Raw genomic sequence first — 25,180 nt, 5'->3', positions numbered from 1 at the left:
CTGCCCGTGTCCGTCGGAAAAGTCCCATGCCTGCCGTCAGCCAAACACCTGCCTCGACCACCACGCTCCGCCACGACTGGTCGCGGGCCGAGGTGCGCGCCCTGTTCGACCTGCCGTTCCCGGAGCTGCTGCACCGCGCCGCCAGCGTCCATCGCGAGCATTTCGACCCGGCCGAGGTCCAGGTCAGCACCCTGCTGTCGGTCAAGACCGGCGGCTGCCCCGAGGACTGCAGCTACTGCCCGCAGGCGCAGCGCTACCACACCGGGGTCGAGGCGCAGAAGCTGATGGGCACCGAGGCGGTGCTGGAGAAAGCGCGCCAGGCCAAGGCCGCCGGCGCCAGCCGCTTCTGCATGGGCGCGGCGTGGCGCTCGCCGGCCGACCGCGACATCCCGAAGGTCGCGGCGATGATCGCCGGGGTCAAGGCGCTCGGGCTGGAGACCTGCGCGACTCTTGGAATGCTCAGCGGCGACCAGGCCAAGTCGCTGCGCGAGGCCGGGCTGGACTACTACAACCACAACCTCGACACCGCGCCCGAGTTCTACAACGAGATCATCCACACCCGCGAGTTCCAGGACCGCCTCGATACCCTCGAGCACGTCCGCGACGTCGGCATGAAGACCTGCAGCGGCGGCATCGTCGGCATGGGCGAGACCCGCGAGCAGCGCGCCGGCCTGCTGCAGACCCTGGCCAACCTGCCGGCGCACCCGGATTCGGTGCCGATCAACCGGCTGGTCAAGGTCGAGGGCACGCCACTGGCTGACGACGCCGACCTGGCCGAACTGGACCCGTTCGAGTTCGTCCGCACGATCGCCGTCGCCCGGCTGCTGATGCCGCGTTCGATGGTGCGGCTGTCGGCCGGCCGCCAGGAGATGAGCGACGAGCTGCAGGCGCTGTGCTTCCTCGGCGGCGCCAATTCGATCTTCTACGGCGAGAAATTGTTGACGACTGGCAACCCCGACACCGAGCGCGATCTGGCATTGTTCGCACGGTTGGGCCTGCGTCCGATGCAGGTTGTCGACACCGCGCACACCCAGGGGGGAAGCACCGTGCACGCCGATATCATTGAATCGAATCATCCCGAACCCGGCTGCGGCGAACGCCGCGTCGCCAACGGCACGGATGCCGATCGCGCCGCCCGCGTGGCCTGATCGTGGCCCGCCCATCCTGGCGTGAGCGGATCCAGACCGCTCGCGGGTTGCGCGAGGCCGCCTCGCGGCGCCGCGTGCGCCGCGTGGTCGAGCACCGCGAAGGCGCCCATTGCGAGCTCGACGGCCGGCGCCTGCTGAATTTCTGCGGCAACGACTACCTCGGCCTGTCGCAGCACTTCGCCGTCGTCGGCGCGCTGCAGGACGCCGCTTCGCGCGAGGGTGCCGGCGGGCTCGGCTCGCACCTGGTCTGCGGCCACCACGCGCTGCACGACGCGCTCGAGAAGGAGCTGGCCGACTGGCTCGGCACGCCGCGCGCGCTGCTGTTCGGCAGTGGGTTCCTGGCCAACCTCGCGGTGATCCAGGCCCTGCTCGGCGACGAGGACATCTGCGTCCAGGACCGGCTCAATCACGCCAGCCTGATCGACGCCGCGCGGCTGGCCGGTTGCCGCCTGCGCCGCTACCCGCACAACGATCCCGAAGGCGCGATCCGGCAGCTGCGCAGCATGCCCGCGGGTTTGGCGATGCTCGCCACCGACGGTGTATTCAGCATGGACGGCGACCTCGCCCCGCTGCGCGAGCTGGCGGTGGTGGCGCGGGTGCAGAAGGCGCTGCTGTATGTCGACGACGCCCACGGCGTCGGCGTGGTCGGGCCCGATGGCCGCGGTTGCGTGGCGGCCGCGAATCTCGGCGTGCGCGAGGCGCCGCTGCAACTGGCGACGCTCGGCAAGGCGCTCGGCGGTTACGGGGCGGCGGTGCTGGGCGACGACGAACTGATCGGTCACCTGGCCGAGACCGCACGCCCGTACATCTACACTACCGCGTTGCCTCCGGCGCAGGCCGCCGCCAGCCTGGCCGCGGTCAAGCTGGCCCGGACCGAACACTGGCGCCGCGAAAAGCTCACCGAGCTGGTCGGGCATTTCCGCCACCGGGCCAAGGCTGCCGGGCTGGTGCTGCTGCCGTCGGACACCCCGATCCAGCCGCTGCTGGTCGGCGACGACGCGCGCGCGCTGTCGATGGCCGCGACCCTCGAGTCGCGTGGCTTCTGGGTCGCCCCGATCCGCCCGCCGACCGTGCCGGAAGGCCGCGCGCGATTGCGGATCACACTGTCGGCGCTGCACACCCCGGCCGACATCGACGGGCTGGTCAACATGCTGCAGTTCGCGCGCGATCGCGCCGAGGCCGAGGCGCGGATGGCGCGGATCAACGCCGGGACCCCGGCATGAGCCGGCACCGCCGGTTCGCATAGCAGGTCGCCCGGATGTTCATCGAAACGCACGGACAGGGGCCGGCGCTGGCACTCGTCCACGGTTGGGCAATGCATGGCGGCCTGTTCGCGCCGCTGGTCGATCGCCTGGCCGGGCGCTACACCGTGCATGTCGTCGACCTGCCCGGGCATGGCCATGCGCGCGATGACGACAGCGCGTTGCAGCCGGATCCGCTGGCGGCGCAGCTGGTCGAGCGCGTGCCCGATGCGGTCTGGCTGGGCTGGTCGCTGGGGGGGCAGTTCGCGTTGCGAGCGGCGCTCGACCACCCCGATAGCGTGCGTGGATTGATCATGATCGCGTCGTCGCCGCGGTTCGTCCGTGACGATGCCGGCGGCTGGCCGCACGGTGTCGGCACCACGTTGTTCCGCGATTTCGGCGAGGCGCTGCAGCGTGATTTCCGCGGCACGCTCGAGGGTTTCCTCGCGCTGGAGGCGCTCGGTTCCAGCAGTGCGCAGGACGAGCTGCGCAAGCTGCGGGCGCAGGCGTTCGAGCGTGGCGAGCCGGCGCCGCGCGCGTTGCAGGAGGGGCTGGCGCTGCTCGACCGGCTCGACCTGCGCGGCGAATTGCCCGGCCTGCAGGTCCCGAGCCTTTGGCTGTCGGGCCGCCGCGACCGGCTGGTCCCGGCCGGCGCGATGCCGGCCGCCGCCGCGCTCGCGCCGGATGCGCGCAGCGTGGTGATCGACGGCGCCGGCCACGCACCGTTCCTCGGCGCGACCGAGGCGGTGGTCGCCGAGATCGATGCGTTCATGGACGTCGTGTGCCCTCACCCCAGCCCTCTCCCGCAAGCGGGAGAGGGAGCGAAGCAGCAATGACCGCCCTGTTCGACCACCGTCAGGTCCGACGTTCGTTCTCACGCGCGGCGAGCGGCTACGACTCTGCCGCGGCGCTGCAGCGCGAGGTTGGCGCGCGGTTGATGGAATCGCTCGACTACCTCGACGATCCGGCCCACGGGCGTGCGCCGCCCGAAGTGGTGGTCGACCTGGGTTGCGGTCCCGGCCACGCCAGCGCGCTGATGCAGAAGCGCTGGCCGAAAGCCCAGGTGCTGGCGCTCGACCTCGCCCCGGGAATGCTGGCTGAGACCCGCCGCAATGCCGCGGGCGCCGGCCTGGCCAACCGGCTCAATCCGTTCACGCGTCGCCCCGTGCCGGTCTGCGCCGACGCCCGCGCGCTGCCGCTGCGCGACGGCAGCGTCGACGTGCTGCATTCCAACCTGTGCCTGCAGTGGGTCGAGGACCTGCCGGCGGTGTTCGCCGGTTTCCGGCGCGTGCTCAAACCCGGCGGCCTGCTGCTGGTCTCGACCTTCGGTCCCGCCACGTTGTGGGAGCTTCGCGAGGCCTTCGCCGCCGCCGACGAGGCGCCGCATGTCAGCCTGTTCCCGGCGATCGCCCAGTTTGGCGACGCGCTCATCGCTTCCGGCTTCAAGGATCCGGTGCTCGACCGCGACGAGTTCCGCCTCGGCCACCCCGACCTGGCCCACCTGATGCGCGAGTTGCGCGCGATCGGCGCGACCAACGCGATGGCCACCCGCCGCCGCAGCCTCACCGGTCGTGCCCGCTTCGCCCGGGCCGCGCAGGCATACGAGGCCATGCGTTCGGACGGCCGGCTGCCGGCGACCTGGGAAGTGATCTACGCCCACGCCTGGGGCCCGCCGCCGGGCGCGCCGATCCGGGTCGGCGGCGTCGACGAGGTCCACGTACCGGCCACCAGCATCCGCGTGCGCCAACGCTAGCCGGCCAAGACGCGCATGGCCCCGCCGGCGTAGATTCGCAGCCATGCCCGACCACGCCCATCGCAACCGAACCCTGCTGGCCGTCGCGATCGCGCTGCTGTCGGCGTTGTTCTTCACCTGCACCTACGTGCTCAACCGTGCCGCCGCCACCGGCGGCGGGCACTGGGCCTGGGCGGCCGCGCTGCGGTACCTGATCACGCTGCCACTGATGTTGCCGCTGATGCATTGGCAGGGCGGGGTGGCTCCGGTATGGCGCGCGATCCGCGCGCACCCGTGGCCGTGGCTGGGCTGGAGCGCGGTCGGTTTCGGGCTGTTCTACGCGTGCCTCAGCTATGCGGCGTCGAGCGGGCCGTCGTGGCTGGTCGCCGGCACCTTCCAGCTGACCGTGGTCGCCGGGATGCTGTGCGCGCCATTCCTGTACGACGATGCGCGCGCGCGGATCCCGCTGCCGGCGCTGGCGGCCGGGTTGGTGGTGGTGGCCGGGGTGTTGCTGATGCAGTTTGGCGTCGGCGGTGGCGATCTCGACCGCGCCGGCTGGATCGCGCTGGCCTGTGTCGCGGTCGCCGCGGTGGCCTACCCGCTCGGCAACCGCGGCCTGCTGCTGCACCTGGAGCGCCATCCCGGTGAAGGCCCGGAACTCAATGCGACCCAGCGTGTGTTCGGGCTGACCCTGGCCAGCCAGCCGTTGTGGCTGGTGCTGGCGCTGTTTGCCGGGATCGACGGCGGCGCACCGTCGCTGGACCAGCTGTGGTTTGCCGGCGGGGTCGCGCTGGGCGCCGGGATCATCGCCACCGTGCTGTTCTTCCAGGCCACCGGGATGGTCCGCAACCAGCCCACTGCGCTGGCCGCGGCCGAGGCGATGCAGGCCGCCGAAATCCTGTTCGCGACCGCGCTTGGTGTGCTGCTGCTCGGCGAGCACTGGCCGCAGGGCCGCGCGCTGTGGGGCGCGCTGGTCGTCATGGTCGGTATCGTCGCCTTCAGCTGGATCGCGGCGCGCGCGGTCGCCGGCGACCACCGCGCGACCCAGGACCTGCGCAGCGAACGCGGTGCCTGAACGACGCAGCGGCGGGTCATTGCAGACATGGTGTTCAGCCGCTGTTGACTAGATTCGACGTGGATCCTCGCGCTTCGAGTCGCCCATGCCAACGTCGATCCCGACCGCAAACCGAGCTTTCCCGTCATCGGCCGCACTCGCGGTGATGCTGTTGGCCGGATGCCTGTCGGAGTTCGCGACGGCCGGGGCGCAGGCCGCGCCGCAGCCGCAATCCACATCGGCACCGGCACCGGCGCCGCCCGGCACGATGATCGAGCAGTGGGGCTTCGACCCGGCGGTCCTGGTCGCCGACGGCACCGAGCTGCTGGCGCGCGCACCCGACCCCGCGATCGACCGGCTGTTCCAGGCAATGCATGCGAGCAGTCGCGACCCGGCCGACGCACAGGTGCTGTGCCGGCTGTTCGATCCCGCGGCCGACCGCAGCCTGGCCGGCCTCAACGCGATCGCCTCCCGGCTCGGCCAGGCCAGCCAGGAACGCTTCGCCAATGCCGTCGCCGGGGTCTTCGTCGCCGCGATGCAGAACCCGCCGCAGGCCTACGACAGCGCCGCCGCACGGCAGGCACTGAAATCCGCCGGCGTGCGTGCCGCCCTGCTCAATGACGGCTTCACCGCCGGCCTCGACGGCAACGACCACGCCGCGCGTTGCGACTCGGTGGCGATGCTGCTCGACGTCCTGCACCAGCGGCCATTGTCCGAGCGTGCCGGCGTGACCCGGCTGCTGCTGGGCGACGGCCTGCAGCGGCTGGTCGATGATGCCGTGGTCGCGACGCCGGTGGTGCGATAGCGTCGCGCGCCCATCCCGCTCGGACGTCAGCTCGCGAACAACCCCGGCAGACTGCCAAGGTCGACGTTGCCGCCGGACAGCACGATCCCGACGCGTTGCCCGGCGAACTGCGCCGGGTTGGCCAGCACCACCGCCAGTGCGATCGCCGAGGACGGTTCGACCAGTTGCTTGCAGTGGCGCCAGATCAGCCGCATCGCGTGCACGGTGGCGTCGTCGTCGACCACCAGTGCGCCCGGCGCGTGCCGGCGCAGCAGTTCGAAATTGGGCGCGCCGAGGGTGCCGCGCAGGCCGTCGCAGATCGTGTCCGGGACGAACCCGGTGACCCGCTCTCCACGCTGCAGCGACGCCGCGGTTTCGGCCGCGCCGGCCGGTTCTGCCAGCCACAGCCGGGTACCGGGCGCGCGGGCAGCCAGGGTGATCGCGCTGCCGCTGGCGAGTCCGCCGCCACCGACCGGGACCACCACCGCGTCGAAGGCGGCCGGCCCCGACAGCAGTTCCAGCACCGCGGTGCCCTGGCCGGCGACCACCCGCGGGTCGGTATAGGGATGGACCAGTTCGGCACTGGTGGCCTGGCGGACCTGTTCGCACATCGCCTCGCGCGCGTCGATCGTCGGCTCGCAGCGGTGCAGGGTCGCGCCGTAGGCGGCGATGGCCGCCAGCTTGGCCGCGACCGCGCCCTCGGGCACCACCACGTGGCAACCGATCCGGCGGGTGCGCGCGGCCAGCGCCAATGCGCCGCCGTGGTTGCCGGAGGAATGGGTGACCACGCCACGCGCCGCGTGCGCGTCGTCCAGCGACCAGACCGCATTGCAGGCGCCGCGGAACTTGAACGCGCCGCTGCGCTGCAGGTGCTCGGCCTTGAAATGCAACTCGCAGCCGGCCAGCGCATCCAGCGTCCGCGAGCGCAGCACCGGGGTCGCGTGGGCGTGCGGCGCGATCCGCGCGGCGGCGCCCAGCACATCGTCGAAACCGACCTGCTCGGCGGGGGCGTGGGTCGGCATGGCATCGAGGGCGGCAGCGGGCATCGTTGAAGCGTAGCGCAGCGGTCGTGGCCCCGGCGATTTGCGCCAGCCGCGACCTGCGGGCAACGCCGTCCCGGCTAGCTGAACGGGTCAGCTGCGGAGGTCGTGCAATACTGCAAATTAAGCGCGAGTTCAATGCCTCGGTCCGACGATGACCGCATGACCCGGGGGGTTCCTGACATGACGATGATCCGAAAACTACTTCTGCCCGCGATCGCGGTGGCCCTGCTGGGCGGCTGCATGACCGGCGGCTATAGCTATCGCCAGGACCGTGGCGACTACTACTACGGCCAGCCCGGCGTCGATTACCGCCATCACAGCGCGCCTGCCGGCTACTACAACGGTTACTACGGCAACAGCTACTACTACCGCCGTGGCTATCCGTACTACTACGGCGGCTACCGCCATGGTTACCCGTACGGCTATTACCGCCCGCCGGTGGTGGTCCGCCCGCGCCCGGATGGCGACAACGACCACCACCAGGACCGCGACGACGACCAGAAGGCGCCGTGGCGCGATTACGAGCGGTTGAAGCGCGAGCGGATCGAACGCTCGCCGGTCGTCCAGCGCCGGCCGATGGCGGTGCCGGTGCGGCCGGCCACGCGACCCGCCACTCCGGTGCGGGCGCGCAGCAACAATGGGGGTTCGCGGATGGAGCGGGTCATGCAGCGCGCCAGGTCGGGCGCCGCCCGCCAGGTGGAGACCGACGAGCGGTGATCACCCGATACCTGCCGTTCGTCTGACGGCGAGTCGCGGGTATTGACAGGATGCGTCGCATTGCGACGTAATCGGGTTGCCGCTTCAATGTCGGTGTCCGACGAGGAATCCCGGATCCCCCCTGTTCCGTCCCCGTCGGACGCCGGCGCCCATACCGAAAGCCCCGCCACGCGGGGCTTTCGCGTATCCGGAGGGCGGTGCGTGGCGCGGGTCGTCGAGACCCTGGAGGGCGGCGCGGAGCCGCGGGTCGAGACCGCCCTGGACGAGGGTCTCGCGCGGAACGTGATGACGGCCCCGGTTCAGGTCGCCGTTACTCCCGCGGCAAAAAAAAGGGACCGAATGTCCCCCGACATTCGGTCCCTGTGCTTCCCCGGCAGGCGCTTGGTCGGCCCCTGTTCCAATACCAACCGGCGCTTTGCGCCTGCCCTGCCGGGTGCATGGGAAGTAACGCATGAAGCGTGCCAAGGTTGACGCCGTCTTCACGCGTCCAGTGGACCGGGTGGCTGGGACCCCGTCCCCCGCCAACTGCAAGTGCCTGATCGGCGTAGAATTCCCGCCTGCAATGGGCTGCTGAAATGATCCCGAACTTCTACCAATACGACGTGATCGTGGTCGGCGGCGGCCACGCCGGTACCGAGGCTGCGCTGTCGGCCGCGCGCGCCGGTGCGCGCACGCTGCTGCTGACCCACAACATCGAGACCGTCGGCGCGATGAGCTGCAACCCGGCGATCGGCGGGATCGGCAAGGGACACCTGGTCAGGGAGATCGATGCGCTGGGCGGGGTCATGGCGCACGCCGCCGACGCCGCCGGCATCCAGTGGCGGCGCTTGAACGCGAGCAAGGGCCCGGCGGTGCGCGCGACCCGCTGCCAGGCCGACCGGAACCTGTACCGCGCGTTCGTGCGCCGGGCGGTCGAGAACCAGCCGGGCCTGACCGTGTTCCAGGCCGCGGTCGACGACATCGATTTCGACGACGGCAAGGTCGGCGGCGTCACCACCCAGACCGGGCTGCGCTTCCACGCGCCGGCGGTGGTGCTGACCGCCGGCACCTTCCTCGCCGGCAAGGTCCACGTCGGCCAGACCACCTACGCCGCCGGCCGTGCGGGCGACCCGCCGGCGCAGACGCTGGCGGCAAAATTGCGCGACGGCCCGTTCGTGGTCGACCGCCTCAAGACTGGCACCCCGCCGCGGATCGACGGCCGTTCGCTCGACTACAGCGTGATGCGCGAGCAGCCCGGCGACGACCCGCGCCCGGTGTTCTCGTTCATGGGTTCGCACGCCGACCACCCGCGACAGGTCTCGTGCTGGATCACCGATACCTGCGAGCGCACCCACGAGATCATCCGCGCCGCGCTCGACCGTTCGCCGCTGTACACCGGCCAGATCGAGGGCATCGGCCCGCGCTACTGCCCGTCGATCGAGGACAAGGTGGTGCGCTTCGCCGAGAAGGCCAGCCACCAGATCTTCGTCGAGCCCGAAGGCCTCGGCGTCGCCGAGATCTACCCCAACGGCATCTCGACCTCGCTGCCGTTCGACGTGCAATTGGAGCTGGTGCGCAGCATCCGCGGCTTCGAGCAGGCCCACATCACCCGCGCCGGCTACGCGATCGAGTACGACTTCTTCGACCCGCGCGGACTCAAGGCGACGCTGGAGACCAAGGCGGTCGAAGGCCTGTTCTTCGCCGGCCAGATCAACGGCACCACCGGTTACGAGGAGGCCGCCGCGCAGGGCCTGCTGGCCGGCCTCAACGCCGCGCGCCAGGTGCAAGGGTGCGATGGCTGGAGCCCGCGCCGCGACCAGGCCTACCTCGGCGTGCTGGTCGACGACCTGATCACCCACGGCACCACCGAGCCATACCGCATGTTCACCTCGCGCGCCGAGTACCGCCTGCAGCTGCGCGAGGACAACGCCGACCTGCGGCTGACCCCGGTCGGGCGCGGGCTCGGGCTGGTCGACGACGCCCGCTTTGCCGCGTTCGAGGCCAAGCGCGAGGCGATCGAGGCCGAGAACACCCGGCTCGGCGCGATCCGGGTCTCGCCGAACAACACCCTTGGCCGCGAGATCGCCGCGCACCTTGGCATCGAGCCCAGCCGCGAGGGCAGCGCCCGTGACCTGCTGAAGCGGCCCGAGCTTGACTACGCACGGTTGCTCGCCGTGCCGTCGCTCGGCCCCGCGGTCGCCGACCCGACGGTCGCCGAACAGGTCGAGATCGGGGTCAAGTACGCCGGCTACCTCGACCGCCAGAACGACGAGATCGCCCGCCAGCAGCGCCATGAGACCACCGCGATCCCGGCCGAGTTCGACTACGGCCTCGTCCACGGCCTGTCGCTGGAGCTCGCCGGCAAGCTCGCCCAGGTTCGCCCGCAGACCATCGGCCAGGCCCAGCGCATCCCCGGCATGACCCCGGCGGCGATCTCGCTGCTGCTGGTGCACCTGACCCGCCAGCGCCGCAGCCGCGTGGCCTGAGCGGCGAGGGCGCTTCTGCCCTTCGTAGGAGCGGCTTCAGCCGCGATCGGAAGTCGTCCGCCCGTGCCGACTCCAGATCGCGGCTGAAGCCGCTCCTGCAACCGCGCCGTACCACGCGCTAGGCTGTATCGATGCGCACCCTTATCGTCGTTGCCCTGGTCGTTGTCCTCGCTGCCTGCCAACCGGCCGCGGCGCCGGATGATGCCAACCGCACCGCAGGCGCCCCGGGCGTTGCCGTGGACGCGCCCGCCGCCGCGGCAACGCCCGCCTACCGCGTCGAACCGTGGTCGCTTCCGTCCCCGGCCAACGCCGCCCAGCCCGATCTGGTCGCTGCCGCCGACGGCAGCCTGCTGCTGTCGTGGATCAACCCCGATGCCGACGGCCATGCCCTGCGCTTTTCGCGCTTCGTCGATGGCCAGTGGAGCGCCGCGCAAACCATCGCGCGCGGTGACGACTGGTTCGTCAACTGGGCAGACACCCCGCACCTGGCCACGACCGCCGACGGCGCGTTGTGGGCGCACTGGCTGCAGCAGTCGGCGGACGCGCCCTACGCCTACGACGTCGTGCTGGTGCGCTCGGACGACGACGGCGCCAGCTGGTCCGAGCCGCTGCGGGTCAACGACGACGGCACTCCGACCGAGCACGGCTTCGTGTCGTTGTGGCCGGCTTCCAGCGACAGCCTCGGCATCGCCTGGCTCGATGGCCGCGAAACCGCGGCCGCAAGCGGTCATGGCGGCCATGACGCGCATGCCGGCCACGGCGGCGGCAGCATGACCCTGCGCGCCGCGCGCTTCGATGCCGGCCTCCTGCGCAGTGGCGAAAGCATGCTCGACGCCGCGACCTGCGACTGCTGCCAGACCGATGTCGCGATGACCGCGCGTGGTCCGCTGGTGGTCTACCGCGACCGCACTGAGGAAGAAGTCCGCGACATCGTGGTGACCCGTTTCGATGGCAACCGCTGGAGCGACCCGGCCCCGGTCCACGTCGACCACTGGACGATGCCGGCATGCCCGGTCAACGGCCCGGCGGTCGACGCCCGCGACGACATCGTGCTGGTCGGCTGGTACACCGCCGCCAACGACACACCGACGCTGAAGATCGCGCGCTCGCTCGACGTCGGCGACCACTTCGCCACGCCGGTCGAAGTCGATGCCGGCGCGGCGGTGCAGGGCCGTGTCGATGTCGCCATCGGCGCCGACGCGGCGTGGGTGCTGTGGATCCGCGAGGACGACGCCGGCCAGACGCTGCAACTGGCCCGCTACACGCCGGACCTGTCGCACCAGTTGCAACGCATCGAGCTCGCCCACCTGCAGGGTCGCGGCCGCGGCACCGGCTTCCCGCAACTGGCGCTCGCCGACGGGACCGTCCGCGTCGCATGGACCGATGTCGTCGATGGCGAGCCGAGGCTGCAGGGCGCGGTGTTGCGCAATTCCGAACGCAGCGAGTAGCGGGGCGCGCGGATAGCGCAGCTAGCGACCCGGCTCGCGTCGCACACCGACTCCGTGCCCGTAGACCAGCGTCCCGCCGAGCGTACCGGCGACCGCCAGGCAGCTGAAACCGACCACGCTCAGGCCGATCTCCAGTGCACCCGGCGCCGCCAGCGGCGTCCCGTCCAGCGGCAGGTCCAGTCGCAACAGCAGGCTCGCCGCGTAGGCCAACCACGCCGCCATCGCCGCCAGCATGTGCCAGCGCGCGACCCGCAGCGCCGGATCCGCCGCGCCGATCTTCACCAGCTCGAACAATCCCGCGCCCATCGCCGCCAGCGCGGCCAGCGTGCCGATCGCCATCAGTACGCCGGCCAGCCACCATGCCGGCTGCCCCAGCCACAGGCTGGCGATGTCGGCGAGCGTCGCCAGCGACCAGCAGGCGATCGGGAAGTGCACGAGGGCGGGGTGCAACGGATGACGCAACGGAGGATTCATCGCGCGCCGCCGGCTACATCACGATGACGGTGAGCAGGGTCAGGAACCCGGCCACCGCCAACCCGGCATGCAGGAACACCACGCCCTTGGGCGCGACCGTGCCGCGCATGTGCAACGAGGCCAGGTAGAACCCGCCCAGCGCGGCGACCACCAGCAGCCCGAGCGCCGCCGTGACGCGACCGCTGCCGCCCTGCAGCACCGCGAGGACCAGCACCACCAACCCGGCCGCGCCGAGCAACGCATGCAGGATCGACACCGCCCACGGCGCCAGCCTGCCGCGCAGCACGTAACTGGCCAGGAACAGCCCGCCGAGCGCGGCGATCGCGAAAATAATGACCGCATAAGTGACAAGCATGTCGAACCCCTCTTGGTTGTGGATGGATGTAACGGCTTGCATGGAGTGCGCGGCTGCGCCTGCTCAGCGCAGGCGGCCCAGCCGCGCCAGCACCGCCTCGGTCATGCGCTCGCAGCGCGCGCCGAGGAACGGGAACGCATCGCCAAGGCTGGCCGCGACGCTGTCCTGCAGGGCACTGCGCAGCAACCGTCGCGCGCGATGCAGGCGGGTCTTGACCGTCTCGGGCTTGAGTTCCAGCGTGCGTGCGGTTTCCTCGACGCTGCACTGCTCGATCTCGCGCAGCACGAACACCACCCGGAAATCCTCGGGCAGTGCATCGACCGCATGCTCGATCAGCCCGCGGATCTGCGCCCGCGCCGCACCCGCGGCGGGGTCCTCGTTGCCGTAGCGGGAGGGAAACGGAACCACCCGGCCACCATCGAGTTGCGCCACCTCGATCGCCTCGACCGGCACCGTCGGGCGCCGCTGGCGCAGGCGGCCGTAGGCCTCGTTGAGCACGATCCGGGTCATCCACGTCGCCAGGCTGGCGTCGCCGCGAAAGCCGTGCAGCTTCTCGAATGCGCGCGCGTAGGACGCCTGCACCACGTCCTCGGCCTCGGCATCGTCACCGGTTACGCCGCGCGCGATCCGGAACAGGCGCTGGTTGCAGCGCTGCATGATGTGGCGGAACGCCTCGCGCTCGCCGGCCTGTGCCAGCCCCGCCAGCGCCACGTCGTCCAGCGACGCGTAATCGGCGACGGTGTTGATCGGTGATCGGCTCATCGGTGCCCTCCATACCCATCGGATGCGCCAGCGCGCGGGAGGTTCCCGCCGAGTATGGTCCCGATCCGGCGGCCCGGCGCTTTGGCCATGGGACGCCGACCCGGGCGCTCACGCCGTGTTGCCGTCGCGGTCACGCGCGGGCAACGGCTGGCCTGCTGTGCTGGCCGCAATCCACACGAGGGTCCCCCATGGCCACCCGCAAGAGCGCAAGCAAGGCCGGCAAGCGTGCCGCCGCCAAACCCACCGGTGCCACCGTTGCCCGCCAGCGCTCGATCCAGCAGAAGATCGACGCGAAGCCCGGCAAGTCCAAGGCCGCGAAGAAGAAGCCGGTGCAGACCGGTCCGCGCAAGCAGCCGAAGAATCCGCTGCCGGCGCAGCACCTGGAGAAGCCCGGCTACGAGCACGACCTGGAGTTGCAGCCGCGCTACCTCGCACCCGACTACAAGGGCAGCGGCAAGCTCGACGGCATGGCCGCGATCGTTACCGGTGCCGACTCCGGCATCGGCCGCGCGGTCGCGGTGCTGTTCGCACGCGAGGGCTGCGACGTCGCGGTGCTGCACCTGGCCGAACCGGAGGACGCCGAGGCCACCCGCGTGGCGGTCGAAGACGAAGGTCGCCGTTGCATCGTCATCGCCGGCGACGTCAAGAAGACCGCGTTCTGCGAGAAAGCGGTCAGGCAGGTGCTGAAAGCGTTCGGCCGGCTCGACGTACTGGTCAACAACGCCGCCTTCCAGCAGCACGCCGAGCGCATCGAGGACATCACCGACGCGCAGTGGGAAGAGACCGTGCAGACCAACATCGGCGGCTACTTCAAGCTGGCGCGCGCGGCGGTCCCGCACATGCCGCCGGGCGGCAGCATCGTCAACACCGGCTCGGAAGTGGCGTTGTTCGGCAGCGCGCAACTGCTCGACTACTCGGCGACCAAGGGCGCGATCCACGCCTTTACCAAGTCGCTGGCCAGCCATCTTCTCGATCGCGGCATCCGGGTCAACGCGGTCGCGCCGGGGCCGGTGTGGACGCCGCTGAACCCGGCCGACCGCCCCGCGGAAAAAGTCGCCGAGTTCGGCAAGGACAGCGACATGGGCCGTCCCGCGCAACCCGAGGAAATGTCCCCGGCCTACGTGTTCCTGGCGTCGAAGGTGTGCGCGTCCTATGTCAACGGCGTGATCCTGCCGGCGATGGGCGGACCGCGCGGATAGGCGATGAAGCCGGCCATGCGCCGGCAATTGCAGGGTCAGGACCGAGCAGGCGCAATACGCACGGAGCGTCCATCCGGGTAAAAATAGGGCATCCCCCGCTGTTCCCGTGGTACGCGCATGCCCGTAGTCACGATGGTCCTGGTATTCCTGCTGGCGGTGGTCGTCAGCGGTTTCATCGCCCGCCTGCTGCCGTTCAAGGTGCCGCTGCCGCTGCTGCAGATCGCGATCGGCGCGGGGCTGGCGACGCTGGGTTTCGATGTCGACTTCGAGCCGCACCTGTTCCTGTTGCTGTTCATCCCACCGCTGCTGTTCCTCGATGGCTGGCGCATCCCCAAGGGCGCGTTCTTCCGCGACTGGAAGCCGATCCTCGCGCTGGCGATCGGGCTGGTGGTGCTGACCGTGATCGGCATGGGCTGGTTCATCTGGTGGCTGGTGCCGGCGGTGCCGCTGGCGGTGGCGTTCGCGCTGGCCGCGATCCTGTCGCCGACCGACCCGGTCGCGGTGAGCGCGGTGACCGCTAATTCACCGTTGCCGTCGCGGTTGATGCACATCCTCGAGGGCGAGTCGCTGCTCAACGACGCAACCGGCCTGGTGTGCTTCAGCTTCGCGGTGACCGCGGCGCTGACCGGCACGTTCTCGCCGGCCAATGCGTCGGTGAGTTTCCTGATGGTCGCCGGTGGCGGGCTGGTGGTCGGCGTCGCGGTGACCTTCGTGATCGGCCGGCTCAACCGGCTGCTGGTGCGGCGCGGCGGCGAGGACCCGGGCATCCAGATCCTGGTCAGCCTGTTGATCCCGTTCGCGGCCTACCTCGCGGCCGAGCACGTGCATGTCTCCGGCATCCTCGCCGCGGCGGTGGCCGGCATCGCGATGCATTACGGCGAGTTGTCGGGCCGGCCGCTGGCGTCGACCCGGATGCAGCGCGGCGCGGTCTGGGACACGGTGCAGACCGCGCTCAACGGCATCATCTTCGTGCTGCTCGGCGAGCAGTTGCCGCGCATGTTGCGGCGCCTGCCCGAGGCCGCCGAGGCCACCGGCAGCGGCAACGATGTCTGGCACCTGCTCGGCTACGTGGTGGTGATCACCCTGGCGCTGGGCGCGATGCGCTTCGCCTGGGTGTGGGTCGCGATCCGCCTGACCGTGTTCCGCGCGGCCTGGCGCGGCGAGGACACGGTGATGCCGCAGACCCGCTTGCTGGCGATCATCGCCACCGCCGGCGTGCGCGGCGCGATCACCCTGGCCGGCATCCTGACCCTGCCGCTGCTGATGCCCGATGGCAGCGCGTTCCCGGCACGCGACGTCGCGATCTTCCTGGCGATGGGCGTGATCCTGCTGTCGCTGACCATCGCCAGCGTCGGCTTGCCGCTGCTGACGCGGGGGCTTACCGAGGTACTGCCGGAGCCGGAGCGCAAGGACACCGAGGCCAACGCGCGCGTGGCGGCGTCGGAGGCGGCGCTGCGGCGGATCGACAAGGTCCTGGCAGAGCCGCTGGACGACGCGCGTGACACGGCGGCGCGCTCGGAAGCGGCGATGGTGCTGCGCGACGTCTACCAGCGCCACCTCGACTACGGCGACCTCAGCGGCGAGAACGCCGAGGACATGCAGCGCGTCGCCGAAGCCGAGCGCCGGTTGCGGCTGGTCGCGCTGGAGGCCGAGCGCGACGAGCTGTACAAGTTGCGCCGCGCGTTCGCGATCGACGACATCGTGCACCAGAAGCTGGTGCGCGAACTCGATCTGATGGAGGCGAGCCTGCTGGGCAAGGCGGGGCACTGAGGCACGGCGGCCAGCGGCCCCGGCCTGGACTACTTCTCCTTGCGCCAGTTGACCGAGCCGCGGTTCTCGATCGAGCTCGATTCGATCTCGATGTCGAAACCGTGGTCGAGCAGGTACTTCAGCGTCAGCACCGAGCCGGTACCAAGCAGCGACACGCCGTAGCCGACATACAGCCGCGGCGAGATCTGCTTGCCGACCCCGAACACGCTGCCGCCAAGCGCGCGGCTCTGCATGACGCCGGCGTCGTCGAGGCCGATCTTCGCGCCCAGCTGCCCGGCCAGCAGGCTGCCACCGGCGGTCAGCGCGGCGCTGGCCGCGTTTAGCTGGCCGCGCTCGCTGCCGCTCAGGGTCGACAGCGGACGGCCGAGGGTGAGGTAGGCGAGCGCCTCGGACTGCGAGCTGGCCGGGTTCGACCAGACCTCGGCCTGCGGCGCGCTGGCGCGGCCGCTGACATCGACGCCGGCGGTGACCTCGCCGATCTCGCGTTCGGCGCGCAGGTTGATGATCGGATCGCCGATCGGGTCGGCCGACCAGCTCAGCCGGCCGCGGGTGATGGTCAGGTCCTGGCCGTAGGCGGTGTACTCGCCGCCGACGTCGAGGTTGCCGGTGGCGATCATCTCGCGGCCGGGGCGGGCGCGGATCTGCAGCCGGCCGCCGAGGCTGCCGGTGAGGCCGAAGCCGTTCATGCGCACGTCGTCGCCGACCACGATCGCAAGATCCATCGACAGTGGCGCGGCGGGGCCGGCGTCGGGATCGACCGGGTCGAGCACGACCACGTCGGGCGAGGCCGAGACGCCGCCGTCGAGGCCCTCCAGGTTGATCAGCGCCTCGGGCACGGCGATCTCGCCGGTGAGTTGCAGCGGCTCGCCGGCGCGGTAGCTGACCTGCAGGTCGGGGCTGGCGATCGCGCGCAGGTCGGGGGTGTCGGACACCAGCACGTCGGTGCCGCGCAGGTTGAGCACCAGCGGGGTGTCATCGCCTTGCCAGCCGAGAGTCCCGTCGATGTTGAGCACGCCGCTGTCGGGATTGCCGGCGGCCGAGCTCGACCGCACGCTGCCGCTGATCCGCGCGCTGCCGTCGGGCAGGGCGTTGAGCTGCAGGTTGCCATCGTGCAGCGCGATCGCCAGCGACGGAATGCCGGTCTCGAACTCCGCCAGCTGCGCCTGCCCGCCGAGCCGCGGCTGTGCGCGCGTGCCGCCCAGCGCGATGCGGCCGGACAGGCGGCCGGTCGGCTCGACGATGTCGGCCGAGAACAGCTCGATCCAGGTCAGTTCGTCGGTATCGAACGCGAGCTCGCCGTCGAGCGGCGCGTAGGCGTCCCAGCCGGTGGTGATGCGCGCATCGATGCGGCCGTCGTCGTTGAACACCGTGCCGAGCGTGGCCTCGATGCCCTGCGGGCGGAAGTTCGCCTGCAGCAGCAGGTCGTCGTAGCGCAGCAGCTCGCGGCGTGCGCGCTCGCTGAACTTGAGCCCGCCGCTGGCCGAGGCGACGCGCGCCTGCCCGACCCAGCCGTTGCCCTGCGGGCGCAGTTGGGCGTCGATGGCCAGTTCGCCGCGCAGCAGCCACGCGCGGCCGTCCCGTTCGGGCAGGTAGGCGCTGGCGAGCGACAGCGGCAGGCCCTGGCCGTTGATGCTGACGCCGCGGCGCGGCCAGTCGGCGTCCGCGCACAGCGACCCGCCGGCGCTGGAGGCGAGGCAGAAATCGTCGAGGGTGGCGGATCCGCTGGCCCAGCCGAACGCCGCGGGTTGCTGCAGATGCCAGTCCGCCCCGCGTTGCGGCTCCAGTTGCAGGCTGGCGAGGGTGCCGTTCCAGCGGTTGCCGCGGCGGGCGACGTTGCCGGCGAGATCGAGGCTGCCGATCTCACCCTGCGCCTGGGCATCGACACGCAGGTCTTCGACCGCGCCGCGCGCGTCGATGTCGAGGCGGTCGAGCGCGACGCCGGCAACCAGTCCGGTGGCGTCCACCGTCATCGCGCCGTCGCCGCGCGACCACGGCAGCTCTCCGTTGATCGCAAGCGAGTCGGCCGAGTAGTCGCCGTAGCGGATCGCGCTGCCATCGAGGGCGGCGGCGATGTCGGGCGCGCTGCGCGGTCCTTCCAATCGCAATGTGCCGCGCAGGGTGCCGCCGGCATCGGGCAACAGGTCGGCCAGTTGCAACGGTGCGAAGCGTGCGTCGATGTCGAGCCGGTCGTCGATGCGGCCTTCGGCATCGATCCGGCTGCCGCCGAGGCTCAGCGCGACCTCACCCTCGTAGATGGTGGTGCCGCCCGATGGCGCGGCGGCGTGCATGGCGAAGTTGGCGTTGCCGTCCAGCGGGCGCCCGCGCAGGCGACCGCCGAGGTCGGTGACGTCGGCGTTGATGTCGAGGCCGCCGTCGGCGCGGGTCTGGCCGCTGCTGGTGATGTCGCCGTTGACCGCGCCGTCCCAGCCGGCAGCGAAGTAACCCGGGTCGAAGCCGGCGAGTTGCGCGTCGACATCCCAGCCGAGCGCCGGGGCCCAGGCCACCGCGCCGGTGGCGTCGAGGGTGCCGGTCGGCATCTGCACGTGCAGCGTCTTGAGCTGCATGCGCTCGGCATCGCCGCGGCCGTCGAGCGTGAGGTCGGCCTGCTGGCCATCGCGGGCGAGGGTCGCGCGGCCGACCAGCGCCCAGGCCTGCATGGTGCCGGCGAGGCCGAAGTCGCCATCGGCTTCGATGACCGGAGTGGGCGCGGCACCGGTCGCGGTCGCGCCGCCCCATTGCAGGTCGCGGGCGTTGGCGGCGAAGCGGAACGTGGCGTTGCCCGGGTCGTTGAAATCGGCGTGGCCGCGCAGTCGAACCTGACCGTCGAACACCCGCAGTTGCAACGGCTCGACCCGCAGCACCTGGGCTTCGACGTGCACTTTCGACGGCAACACCGTCGCTGTGAGATCGCCCTGTTGCGCGTCGCCGCTGAGGGTCGCGTCGCCGCCGATGCCGTCGGCCTGCAGCTGGAACGAGAGCGGCGTGTCGGTGGGCGTGGCCGCGGGGTCGGTGAGCAGGCCGACATCGAGCGCGTCGGCCTTGGCGCGCAACTGCCAGCGCGGTCGGTCGTTGTCGGTCTCGTTCTCCCGCAACACCAGCGTCGCGCGCAGGGGTCCGGGGGCGTTGCCGGCCACGGCGACATCCATCCGCGCGAGGTCGCCGCGCGCCACGAAGCCCAGCCGCGGCGGCGTGCGTGCGTTGGCCGCCGGCAGCACCGCGGTCGCGACCAGGTCGGTGCGGTAGTTGTCGCCCGGTGCGTAGTCGCCGTTTACGTTGAAGCGACCGCGATCGCTGTCGACCAGCAGTTGCTCGACGTGCAGCTCGCCAGTGTCGGCAAGCAGGCCGCCACGCAGATGGACGATGTCGATCAGTGGCGCGCCGGCGCTGGACACGCGCAAGCCGTCGATCCGCACATCATCGGCCTGCAACGCCAGCGGCGGCGCGATCTGCGGCAAGGAGTCGGGCCAGCGCGGCAATTCGAAGGGCGCATCGGATTCGGGCAGCTCGAGCGTCGCATCGGTCAGCTGCAAGGCGTCTAGCCGCAGGCGGCGGCCCAGCAGCGGCCGGATCGCCGGGTCGATCATGGCCTCGCGCGCGGTGAACACGATGGTGCCGGTCGCGCAGGTCGCGGTGTCGGTTGGCACGCAGGTCGGGTCGCGCTGGCGCGGCAGGGTGAAGCGCACGTCGAACAGGGTCAGCGGCCCCGACGCCGGGCCTTCGGCGCGCGACCAGCTCAGTTCGGCCTCGGCCGGCAGCCGCGCGACGATCTGGGCCAGCAGGAAGTCGCGGCCGCCGATCGTCGTCAGCAACCAGTAGCCCAGCAGCACCACCGCCAGCACCAGCGCGCCGGCCAGCAGCACGCTGCGCACGGCGAGCACGCGCAGCCGCGCCTCGCGCTTGCGCCGCAACTCCTTGATGCGCTCCTCGCGCTCCTCGGGCGTCAGATCCGGGTCGATGTGCCGGCGGCGGAAACGGATTTGACGGAGGCTCGGTGCCATCGTTACAGGTCCGCGCCGACGCTGAGGTAGAGCTGGAACGACGAGTCCGGGTCGTCCAGGCCGTGGCCGATGTCGAGCCGCACCGGCCCCACCGGCGAGCGCCAGCGCACGCCCGCGCCGACGCCGGTGCGCCAGTCGGGGGTGCCATTGAACGCGCTGCCGGTGTCTACGAATGCAGCCGCGCCCCAGCTCTGGGTGAAGTAGTGCTCGAACTCGACGCTGGCGGTGGCGACGTTCTTGGCACCGACCGCATAGAGTTTGCCGTCGACGCCCTCGATCCGCGGGCCGACCTCGCGCCAGCCGTAGCCGCGGATGCTGTCGTCGCCGCCGGCGAAGAAGCGCAGGCTGGGCGGCATGTCGACCAGCGCGTTGGTGTAGGTGTGGCCGAGTTCGCCGCGCACGATCAGGCGGTTGCTGGCGCCGATGCCGCGATACCAGTGGCTGGTCGCGCGGACCTGGGCGAAGCTCGCGTCCGAGCCGGCACCCTCGACGCCGCCGCGCAGCAGCAGCGTGCCCGACAGGCCGTCGCGCGGGAACACCAGGTTGTCGGCGTCGATGTACTCGGCGCGCAACGACGGGTAGGTGAACGTGGCGTAGCGGTAGTCGCGCGGCGTCTCCGGGTCGCCGTCGTCGTCGGCGAGGTAGGCCCAGCGTTCGCGCAACGCGTGCATCGAGGCGACGACGGTCAGGTGGTCGTTGACCTCGCCGCTGCGGCTGCCGACGAACTCGATCCGGCGCGAGTCGACATAGTCGGTCTGCTCGTCGGCGGCCTGCGCGCTGATCGTGTACCAGCCGTCGAGCCAGGCGAACGCGGGGATGCGGTACTGCAGGGTCAGGGTCTTGCGCTTCTGCGCGTAGTCGAGCTGCGCCAGTGCCTTGTGGCCGCGGTCGTTGACGTAGCGACGCTCCAGCCCGAGCCGCACGCCGGGCCCGCTGTCGGTGCCGTAGCCGATGCCGGCGCTGTAGATGCTGCGCTTGGCCGGGGTCAGGGTGACGGTGACCGGCACGTCGTTGCCGACCGCATCCTCGGGGCGCGGCTGGATGTCGATGCTGGCGAAATAGTCGAGGCGGGCGAGGGATTCGCGCAGGCGGTCGAGCTTGCCCTGGTGGTAGTAGCTGCCGTCTTCCCAGTACTGCAGCCGCTGCAGCAGCGATGGCCGAATGATCGTCTGTGGGGTCTGCTCGAACGTGACCGGCCCCATGTCGTAGCGCTGGCCGCTGGTCCAGGCCAGGTCGATGTCGGCGGCGTTGTCGGCGCGCGTGACCTCGACCCGGCGGCTGGCGAAGTCGGCGTCGAAGTAGCCGCGCACCGCGAGCCGGCGGCTGATGCGGACCTTGCTGGCTTCGTACAACTGGTGGTCGAACACGTCGCCGGGCCGGGGCACGAACTCGCCAAGGTCCTCGCGCAGGTAGCGGTCACGGCTGCCTTCGCCGGTGATCGCGACGTGCGAGCGGCGCACCGTGACCGGCTCGCCCGGATCGACGGTGATGGTGACGGTGGTCGCGCCCTCGCCACGGCTGCGTTCGACCTCGATCGTCGGCGAGTAGTAGCCGAACGGCTGCAGCGCCTCGCGGGTCTCGTCGTCGGCCTCGCGCACCAGGTAGGCGAGGCGGCGGCCGGACAGGTCCTTGCCCTGCGCGCCGACCAGGGTCAGCGCGGCGCGGACGTTCTGGGTCATCGGCTCGTCGAGGCCGACGATACGCACCTCGCCGACCTGCGCCGCGTGCGCCGCGAAGCTGCTGGCAAACAGGCACGACGCGATGGCGGCAATGCGGTGGGGGAAGCGCATGCGCGCAGGATAGCCGGTGGGCGTCAAGAAGCGATTAACGCGGTGTGCCCGCTTTCGACTTTTGCGTCAGCTCGAAAGGTGCTCGATCGCCGCGACGCTGCCGAGGCGGTCGCTGAGCCGCTTCAACAAGGCGAGGCGGTTGTTGCGCACCTTCTCGTCATCGGCATTGACCATCACCGCTTCGAAGAACGCATCGACCTGCGGCCGCAGCCGTGCGAGGCGGCCGAGCACGGCGACGTAGTCGCGATCGGCCAGCAGCGGATCGGTGTCGGCGATCGCGGCATCGATCGCGTCGGCCAGCTCGCGTTCGGCGGACTCGGCGAACAGGGCCGGGTCGATCGTGGTCGGCAGTTCGCCCTCGACCTTGCGCAGGATGTTGCGGCTGCGCTTGTTGGCGGCGGCGAGGGCGTCGGCCTCGGGCAGCCTGGTGAACTCGCCGATGGCCTTGATGCGCTGGTCGAAGTCATGCAGCGACCGGGCCGAAGAGCTCGCGGCTTCAGCCGCGATCGAAGCCACGCCGTGCAACACCGCCTCGAACTGCTGCGGCGTCACGCCCTGTTCGGAGTAATACCCACGCAACCGGTCGAACACGAACTCGCGCAACTCGCCGACATCGGCGACCGCTTCGGCCTTGCCGACCACTATCGTGCCGACACCGTCGCGCGCCGCCGCGAATATCGGATCAAGCGCAACATCCAGTTCCGCCTCGATCAACGTTCGCGCCAACCCCAGCGCATTGCGCCGCAGCGCAAACGGGTCCTTGTTGCCGGTCGGCTTCAGCCCGGCGGCGAAGCCACCGGCCAGCGTGTCCAGCCGCTCGGCGATCGCCAGCACCTGGCCCAGTTTCGACGGCGCGATCGCGTCGCCGCCAAAGCGCGGCATGTAGGCCTCGTCGATCGCGTTGGCGACCTCGACCGGCTCGTTCTCGACCGCCGCGTAGTAGCGCCCGGCGATGCCCTGCAACTCGGGGAACTCGCCGACCAGCCGCGATTGCAAATCCGCCTTCGACAGCTCCGCGGCGCGGCGCGCGAGTGCGGCGTCCACACCGACCTGCGCCGCGACTGCCTCGGCCAGCGCGGCCACGCGCGCAACCTTGTCGGCCACGCTGCCCAGCGCCTTCTGGTAGGTGACCGTCGCCAGCCCCTCGTTCATCGACGCCAGGCCCTGCTTCATGTCCTCGACGAAGAAGAACTTGGCATCGCTGAAGCGCGGCCGGATCACCCGCTCGTAGCCCTGCCGGACCTGCGCGACGTCCTTCGACTCGATGTTGGCGATGCCGACGAAGTGCTCGCTGAGCCGGCCGCCGGCGTCGAGCACCGGGAAGAATTTCTGGTTGGTCTCCATCGTCGCGATCAGCGCTTCCGACGGCACCGCGAGGAACTCCGGCTCGAAGCTGCAGGCCACCGCGCCCGGCCACTCGACCAGGCCGTTGACCTCTTCGAGAATGCCGGCGTCGATCCGCGCGCTGCCACCGGCGTCGCGTGCGGCCGCCTCGACCTCGGCGACGATGCGCGCACGGCGCTCGTCGGGATCGACCAATACCTTTGCACCGCGCAGCGACTCGACGTAGTCGCCCGGATTGCCAATCCACACCGGCTTGTCGTGCATGAAGCGGTGGCCGCGGCTCATGCGGTCGCTGCACACGCCAAGCAATTCTGCGTCAACCACATTCTTGCCGAGCAGCAGCACCAGCCAGTGCACCGGCCGGGCGAAGCCGTAGTCGTGGTCACCCCAGCGCATCGGCTTGGGGATCGGCATCGCCGCGATCGCCTCGGCCACCACCGCGGCCAAGAGGTCGGCGGTCTTCTCGCCGCGCTTGACCGAGCGGTGCACGAAGCGTTCGCCCTTGGCGTCGGTGGCCTTGTCCAGCGCGGTCCACTCGACCCCGGCCTTGCTCGCGAAACCCTGCAATGCACGGGTCGGCTGGCCTTCGGCATCGAGCGCGATGTTGAGGTACGGGCCGAGCACTTCGGAGCGCTGCTCGGACTGTTCGGCGGCGACGCCGGGCAGCAGCACCGCCAGCCGGCGCGGCGAATACAGCGGCTTGGCTTCGCCGCGGTCGAACGCGATGCCGCGCTTGGCCAGCCCGTCGATCACGCCATCGAAGAATGCCTGCGCCAGCTTCGGCAGCGCCTTGACCGGCAGCTCCTCGGTGCCCAGCTCGACCAGCAGCGGTTGCATGTTGTTGGTGTGGTCGGTCATCACGCGGCCTCCTGGCCGGCCGGCGTCTTCAATCCGGGGAAGCCGAGCTTCTCGCGCTGGGCGAAGTACGCCTCGGCCACCGCCTGCGAGATCCTGCGCACGCGCAGGATGTAGCGCTGGCGCTCGGTCACCGAGATCGCGCGGCGCGCGTCGAGCATGTTGAAACTGTGGCTGGCCTTCATCACCTGCTCGTAGGCCGGCAGCGGCAGGCCGAGCTCCACCAGCTTGGCGGCCTCGGCTTCGCAGGCGTCGAAGCGGTGGAACAGTTCGGCCACGTCGGCGTGCTCGAAGTTGTAGGTGCTCTGCTCGACCTCGTTCTGGTGGTAGACGTCGCGGTAGGTCACCGGGCTGCCGTCCGGACCGTGGGTCCAGACCAGGTCGAACACGTTGTCGACGCCCTGCAGGTACATGCACAGGCGCTCGAGCCCGTAGGTGATTTCGCCGAGGACGGGCTTGCATTCCATCCCGCCGGCCTGCTGGAAGTAGGTGAACTGGGTCACCTCCATGCCGTTGAGCCAGACCTCCCAGCCCAGCCCCCAGGCGCCGAGCGTCGGCGATTCCCAGTTGTCCTCGACCAGCCGCAGGTCGTGCACCAGCGGGTCGACGCCGAGTGCCTTCAAGGACTCGAAATACAGTTCGACGATGTTGTCCGGCGACGGCTTCATCGCCACCTGGTACTGGTAGTAGCGCTGCAGGCGGTTGGGGTTGTCGCCGTAGCGGCCGTCGGTCGGGCGGCGGCAGGGCTGCACGTAGGCGGCGTTCCACGGCTCCGGCCCTAGCGAACGCAGGAACGTCGCCGGGTGGAAGGTGCCGGCGCCGACCTCGATGTCGAGCGGCTGGATCAGCACGCAGCCCTGTTCGGCCCAGTAGGCGTTCAGGCGCTGGATCAGCTGCTGGAAGGTCGGGGCGGGAGCCCGGTTGGATTCGCCGGCGTGCGACATGTCTCGGGACCGTGGTGCAAAGCGGGCTAGTATACGGCGGCCGGCCATTCAGCCCCG

At 70.8% G+C, this 25,180-nt stretch carries 19 protein-coding genes; 11 read left to right on the top strand and 8 right to left on the bottom strand.

Translation table 11 applies throughout. From position 1 onward, the window contains the following. The first annotated feature begins 26 nt into the window (after positions 1-26). From bioB to ACT9F5_RS09135, 6 genes are all read left to right on the top strand, one after another. The gene (bioB, locus tag ACT9F5_RS09160) at positions 27-1,148 is read left to right on the top strand and encodes a biotin synthase BioB (RefSeq protein WP_445119638.1); all 1,122 of its coding nucleotides are present in this window, start codon (positions 27-29) and stop codon (positions 1,146-1,148) included. Between the two features lie 2 nt (positions 1,149-1,150). Beyond that, the gene (gene bioF, locus ACT9F5_RS09155; RefSeq protein ID WP_445119637.1) at positions 1,151-2,371 is read left to right on the top strand and encodes an 8-amino-7-oxononanoate synthase; all 1,221 of its coding nucleotides are present in this window, start codon (positions 1,151-1,153) and stop codon (positions 2,369-2,371) included. A gap of 35 nt (positions 2,372-2,406) precedes the next feature. Further along, the gene (gene bioH, locus ACT9F5_RS09150) at positions 2,407-3,225 is read left to right on the top strand and encodes a pimeloyl-ACP methyl ester esterase BioH (protein ID WP_445119636.1); all 819 of its coding nucleotides are present in this window, start codon (positions 2,407-2,409) and stop codon (positions 3,223-3,225) included. Beyond that, positions 3,222-4,142 carry a malonyl-ACP O-methyltransferase BioC gene (bioC, locus tag ACT9F5_RS09145; protein ID WP_445119635.1) on the top strand — a complete coding sequence of 307 codons (921 nt, stop codon included), beginning with the start codon at positions 3,222-3,224 and terminating at the stop codon, positions 4,140-4,142. The genes bioH and bioC overlap by 4 nt, the downstream gene beginning before the upstream one ends. Positions 4,143-4,185: 43 nt before the next feature. Beyond that, a complete protein-coding gene (locus ACT9F5_RS09140) occupies positions 4,186-5,196 on the top strand; it encodes a multidrug resistance efflux transporter family protein (protein ID WP_445119634.1) in 1,011 nt (336 codons plus the stop codon). 85 nt (positions 5,197-5,281) lie between these two features. Further along, positions 5,282-5,980 carry a hypothetical protein gene (locus ACT9F5_RS09135; protein ID WP_445119633.1) on the top strand — a complete coding sequence of 233 codons (699 nt, stop codon included), beginning with the start codon at positions 5,282-5,284 and terminating at the stop codon, positions 5,978-5,980. A gap of 26 nt (positions 5,981-6,006) precedes the next feature. Here the strand turns inward: ACT9F5_RS09135 and ACT9F5_RS09130 are convergent, their stop codons facing one another. Next, positions 6,007-6,981 carry a pyridoxal-phosphate dependent enzyme gene (locus ACT9F5_RS09130; RefSeq protein ID WP_445119837.1) on the bottom strand — a complete coding sequence of 325 codons (975 nt, stop codon included), beginning with the start codon at positions 6,979-6,981 and terminating at the stop codon, positions 6,007-6,009. A 201-nt stretch (positions 6,982-7,182) separates the two neighbouring features. Here ACT9F5_RS09130 and ACT9F5_RS09125 point away from each other — a divergent pair, with 201 nt between their 5' ends. From ACT9F5_RS09125 to ACT9F5_RS09115, 3 genes are all read left to right on the top strand, one after another. Continuing rightward, positions 7,183-7,719, top strand: a complete 537-nt coding sequence (locus ACT9F5_RS09125) for a hypothetical protein (protein WP_445119632.1) — start codon at positions 7,183-7,185, stop codon at positions 7,717-7,719. 575 nt (positions 7,720-8,294) lie between these two features. Next, the gene (gene mnmG / locus ACT9F5_RS09120; protein WP_445119631.1) at positions 8,295-10,184 is read left to right on the top strand and encodes a tRNA uridine-5-carboxymethylaminomethyl(34) synthesis enzyme MnmG; all 1,890 of its coding nucleotides are present in this window, start codon (positions 8,295-8,297) and stop codon (positions 10,182-10,184) included. A 131-nt stretch (positions 10,185-10,315) separates the two neighbouring features. Beyond that, positions 10,316-11,632 (top strand): sialidase family protein, encoded by a 1,317-nt coding sequence (locus ACT9F5_RS09115; RefSeq protein ID WP_445119630.1) that lies wholly within the window; start codon positions 10,316-10,318, stop codon positions 11,630-11,632. 21 nt (positions 11,633-11,653) lie between these two features. Here ACT9F5_RS09115 and ACT9F5_RS09110 read toward each other — a convergent pair whose 3' ends face one another. The 3 genes from ACT9F5_RS09110 to ACT9F5_RS09100 all read right to left on the bottom strand — a co-directional run bounded on the left by ACT9F5_RS09110 (position 11,654) and on the right by ACT9F5_RS09100 (position 13,223). Beyond that, on the bottom strand, positions 11,654-12,106 hold the full coding sequence (locus ACT9F5_RS09110; RefSeq protein ID WP_445119629.1) for a DUF2231 domain-containing protein: 453 nt from the start codon (positions 12,104-12,106) through the stop codon (positions 11,654-11,656). Positions 12,107-12,119: 13 nt separating this feature from the next. Continuing rightward, positions 12,120-12,461, bottom strand: coding sequence for a hypothetical protein (locus tag ACT9F5_RS09105; protein ID WP_445119628.1), 342 nt, complete (start codon positions 12,459-12,461; stop codon positions 12,120-12,122). 63 nt (positions 12,462-12,524) lie between these two features. Then, complete coding sequence (locus ACT9F5_RS09100) at positions 12,525-13,223, bottom strand: RNA polymerase sigma factor (RefSeq protein ID WP_445119627.1); 699 nt, start codon at positions 13,221-13,223, stop codon at positions 12,525-12,527. Positions 13,224-13,411: 188 nt separating this feature from the next. On the opposite strand from ACT9F5_RS09100, the gene ACT9F5_RS09095 reads away from it, so the two are divergent. Beyond that, positions 13,412-14,422, top strand: a complete 1,011-nt coding sequence (locus ACT9F5_RS09095; protein ID WP_445119626.1) for an SDR family oxidoreductase — start codon at positions 13,412-13,414, stop codon at positions 14,420-14,422. A 117-nt stretch (positions 14,423-14,539) separates the two neighbouring features. Beyond that, positions 14,540-16,192 carry a Na+/H+ antiporter gene (locus ACT9F5_RS09090; RefSeq protein ID WP_445119625.1) on the top strand — a complete coding sequence of 551 codons (1,653 nt, stop codon included), beginning with the start codon at positions 14,540-14,542 and terminating at the stop codon, positions 16,190-16,192. A 29-nt stretch (positions 16,193-16,221) separates the two neighbouring features. Here the strand turns inward: ACT9F5_RS09090 and ACT9F5_RS09085 are convergent, their stop codons facing one another. The 4 genes from ACT9F5_RS09085 to glyQ form a co-directional block, all read right to left on the bottom strand. Next, on the bottom strand, positions 16,222-20,190 hold the full coding sequence (locus tag ACT9F5_RS09085) for a translocation/assembly module TamB domain-containing protein (RefSeq protein ID WP_445119624.1): 3,969 nt from the start codon (positions 20,188-20,190) through the stop codon (positions 16,222-16,224). Between the two features lie 2 nt (positions 20,191-20,192). Further along, positions 20,193-21,980: a BamA/TamA family outer membrane protein gene (locus ACT9F5_RS09080; protein ID WP_445119623.1), complete on the bottom strand. Its 1,788-nt coding sequence runs from the start codon at positions 21,978-21,980 to the stop codon at positions 20,193-20,195. A 66-nt stretch (positions 21,981-22,046) separates the two neighbouring features. Continuing rightward, positions 22,047-24,182 (bottom strand): glycine--tRNA ligase subunit beta, encoded by a 2,136-nt coding sequence (gene glyS, locus ACT9F5_RS09075; protein WP_445119622.1) that lies wholly within the window; start codon positions 24,180-24,182, stop codon positions 22,047-22,049. Continuing rightward, the gene (gene glyQ, locus ACT9F5_RS09070) at positions 24,182-25,123 is read right to left on the bottom strand and encodes a glycine--tRNA ligase subunit alpha (RefSeq protein ID WP_445119621.1); all 942 of its coding nucleotides are present in this window, start codon (positions 25,121-25,123) and stop codon (positions 24,182-24,184) included. The genes glyS and glyQ overlap by 1 nt, the downstream gene beginning before the upstream one ends. Positions 25,124-25,180: the final 57 nt, after the last annotated feature.

Source organism: Lysobacter sp. F6437 (assembly GCF_052547215.1).
Note: the sequence above shows the minus strand (reverse complement) of the source record. Positions and strands in the feature narration are given on the sequence as shown.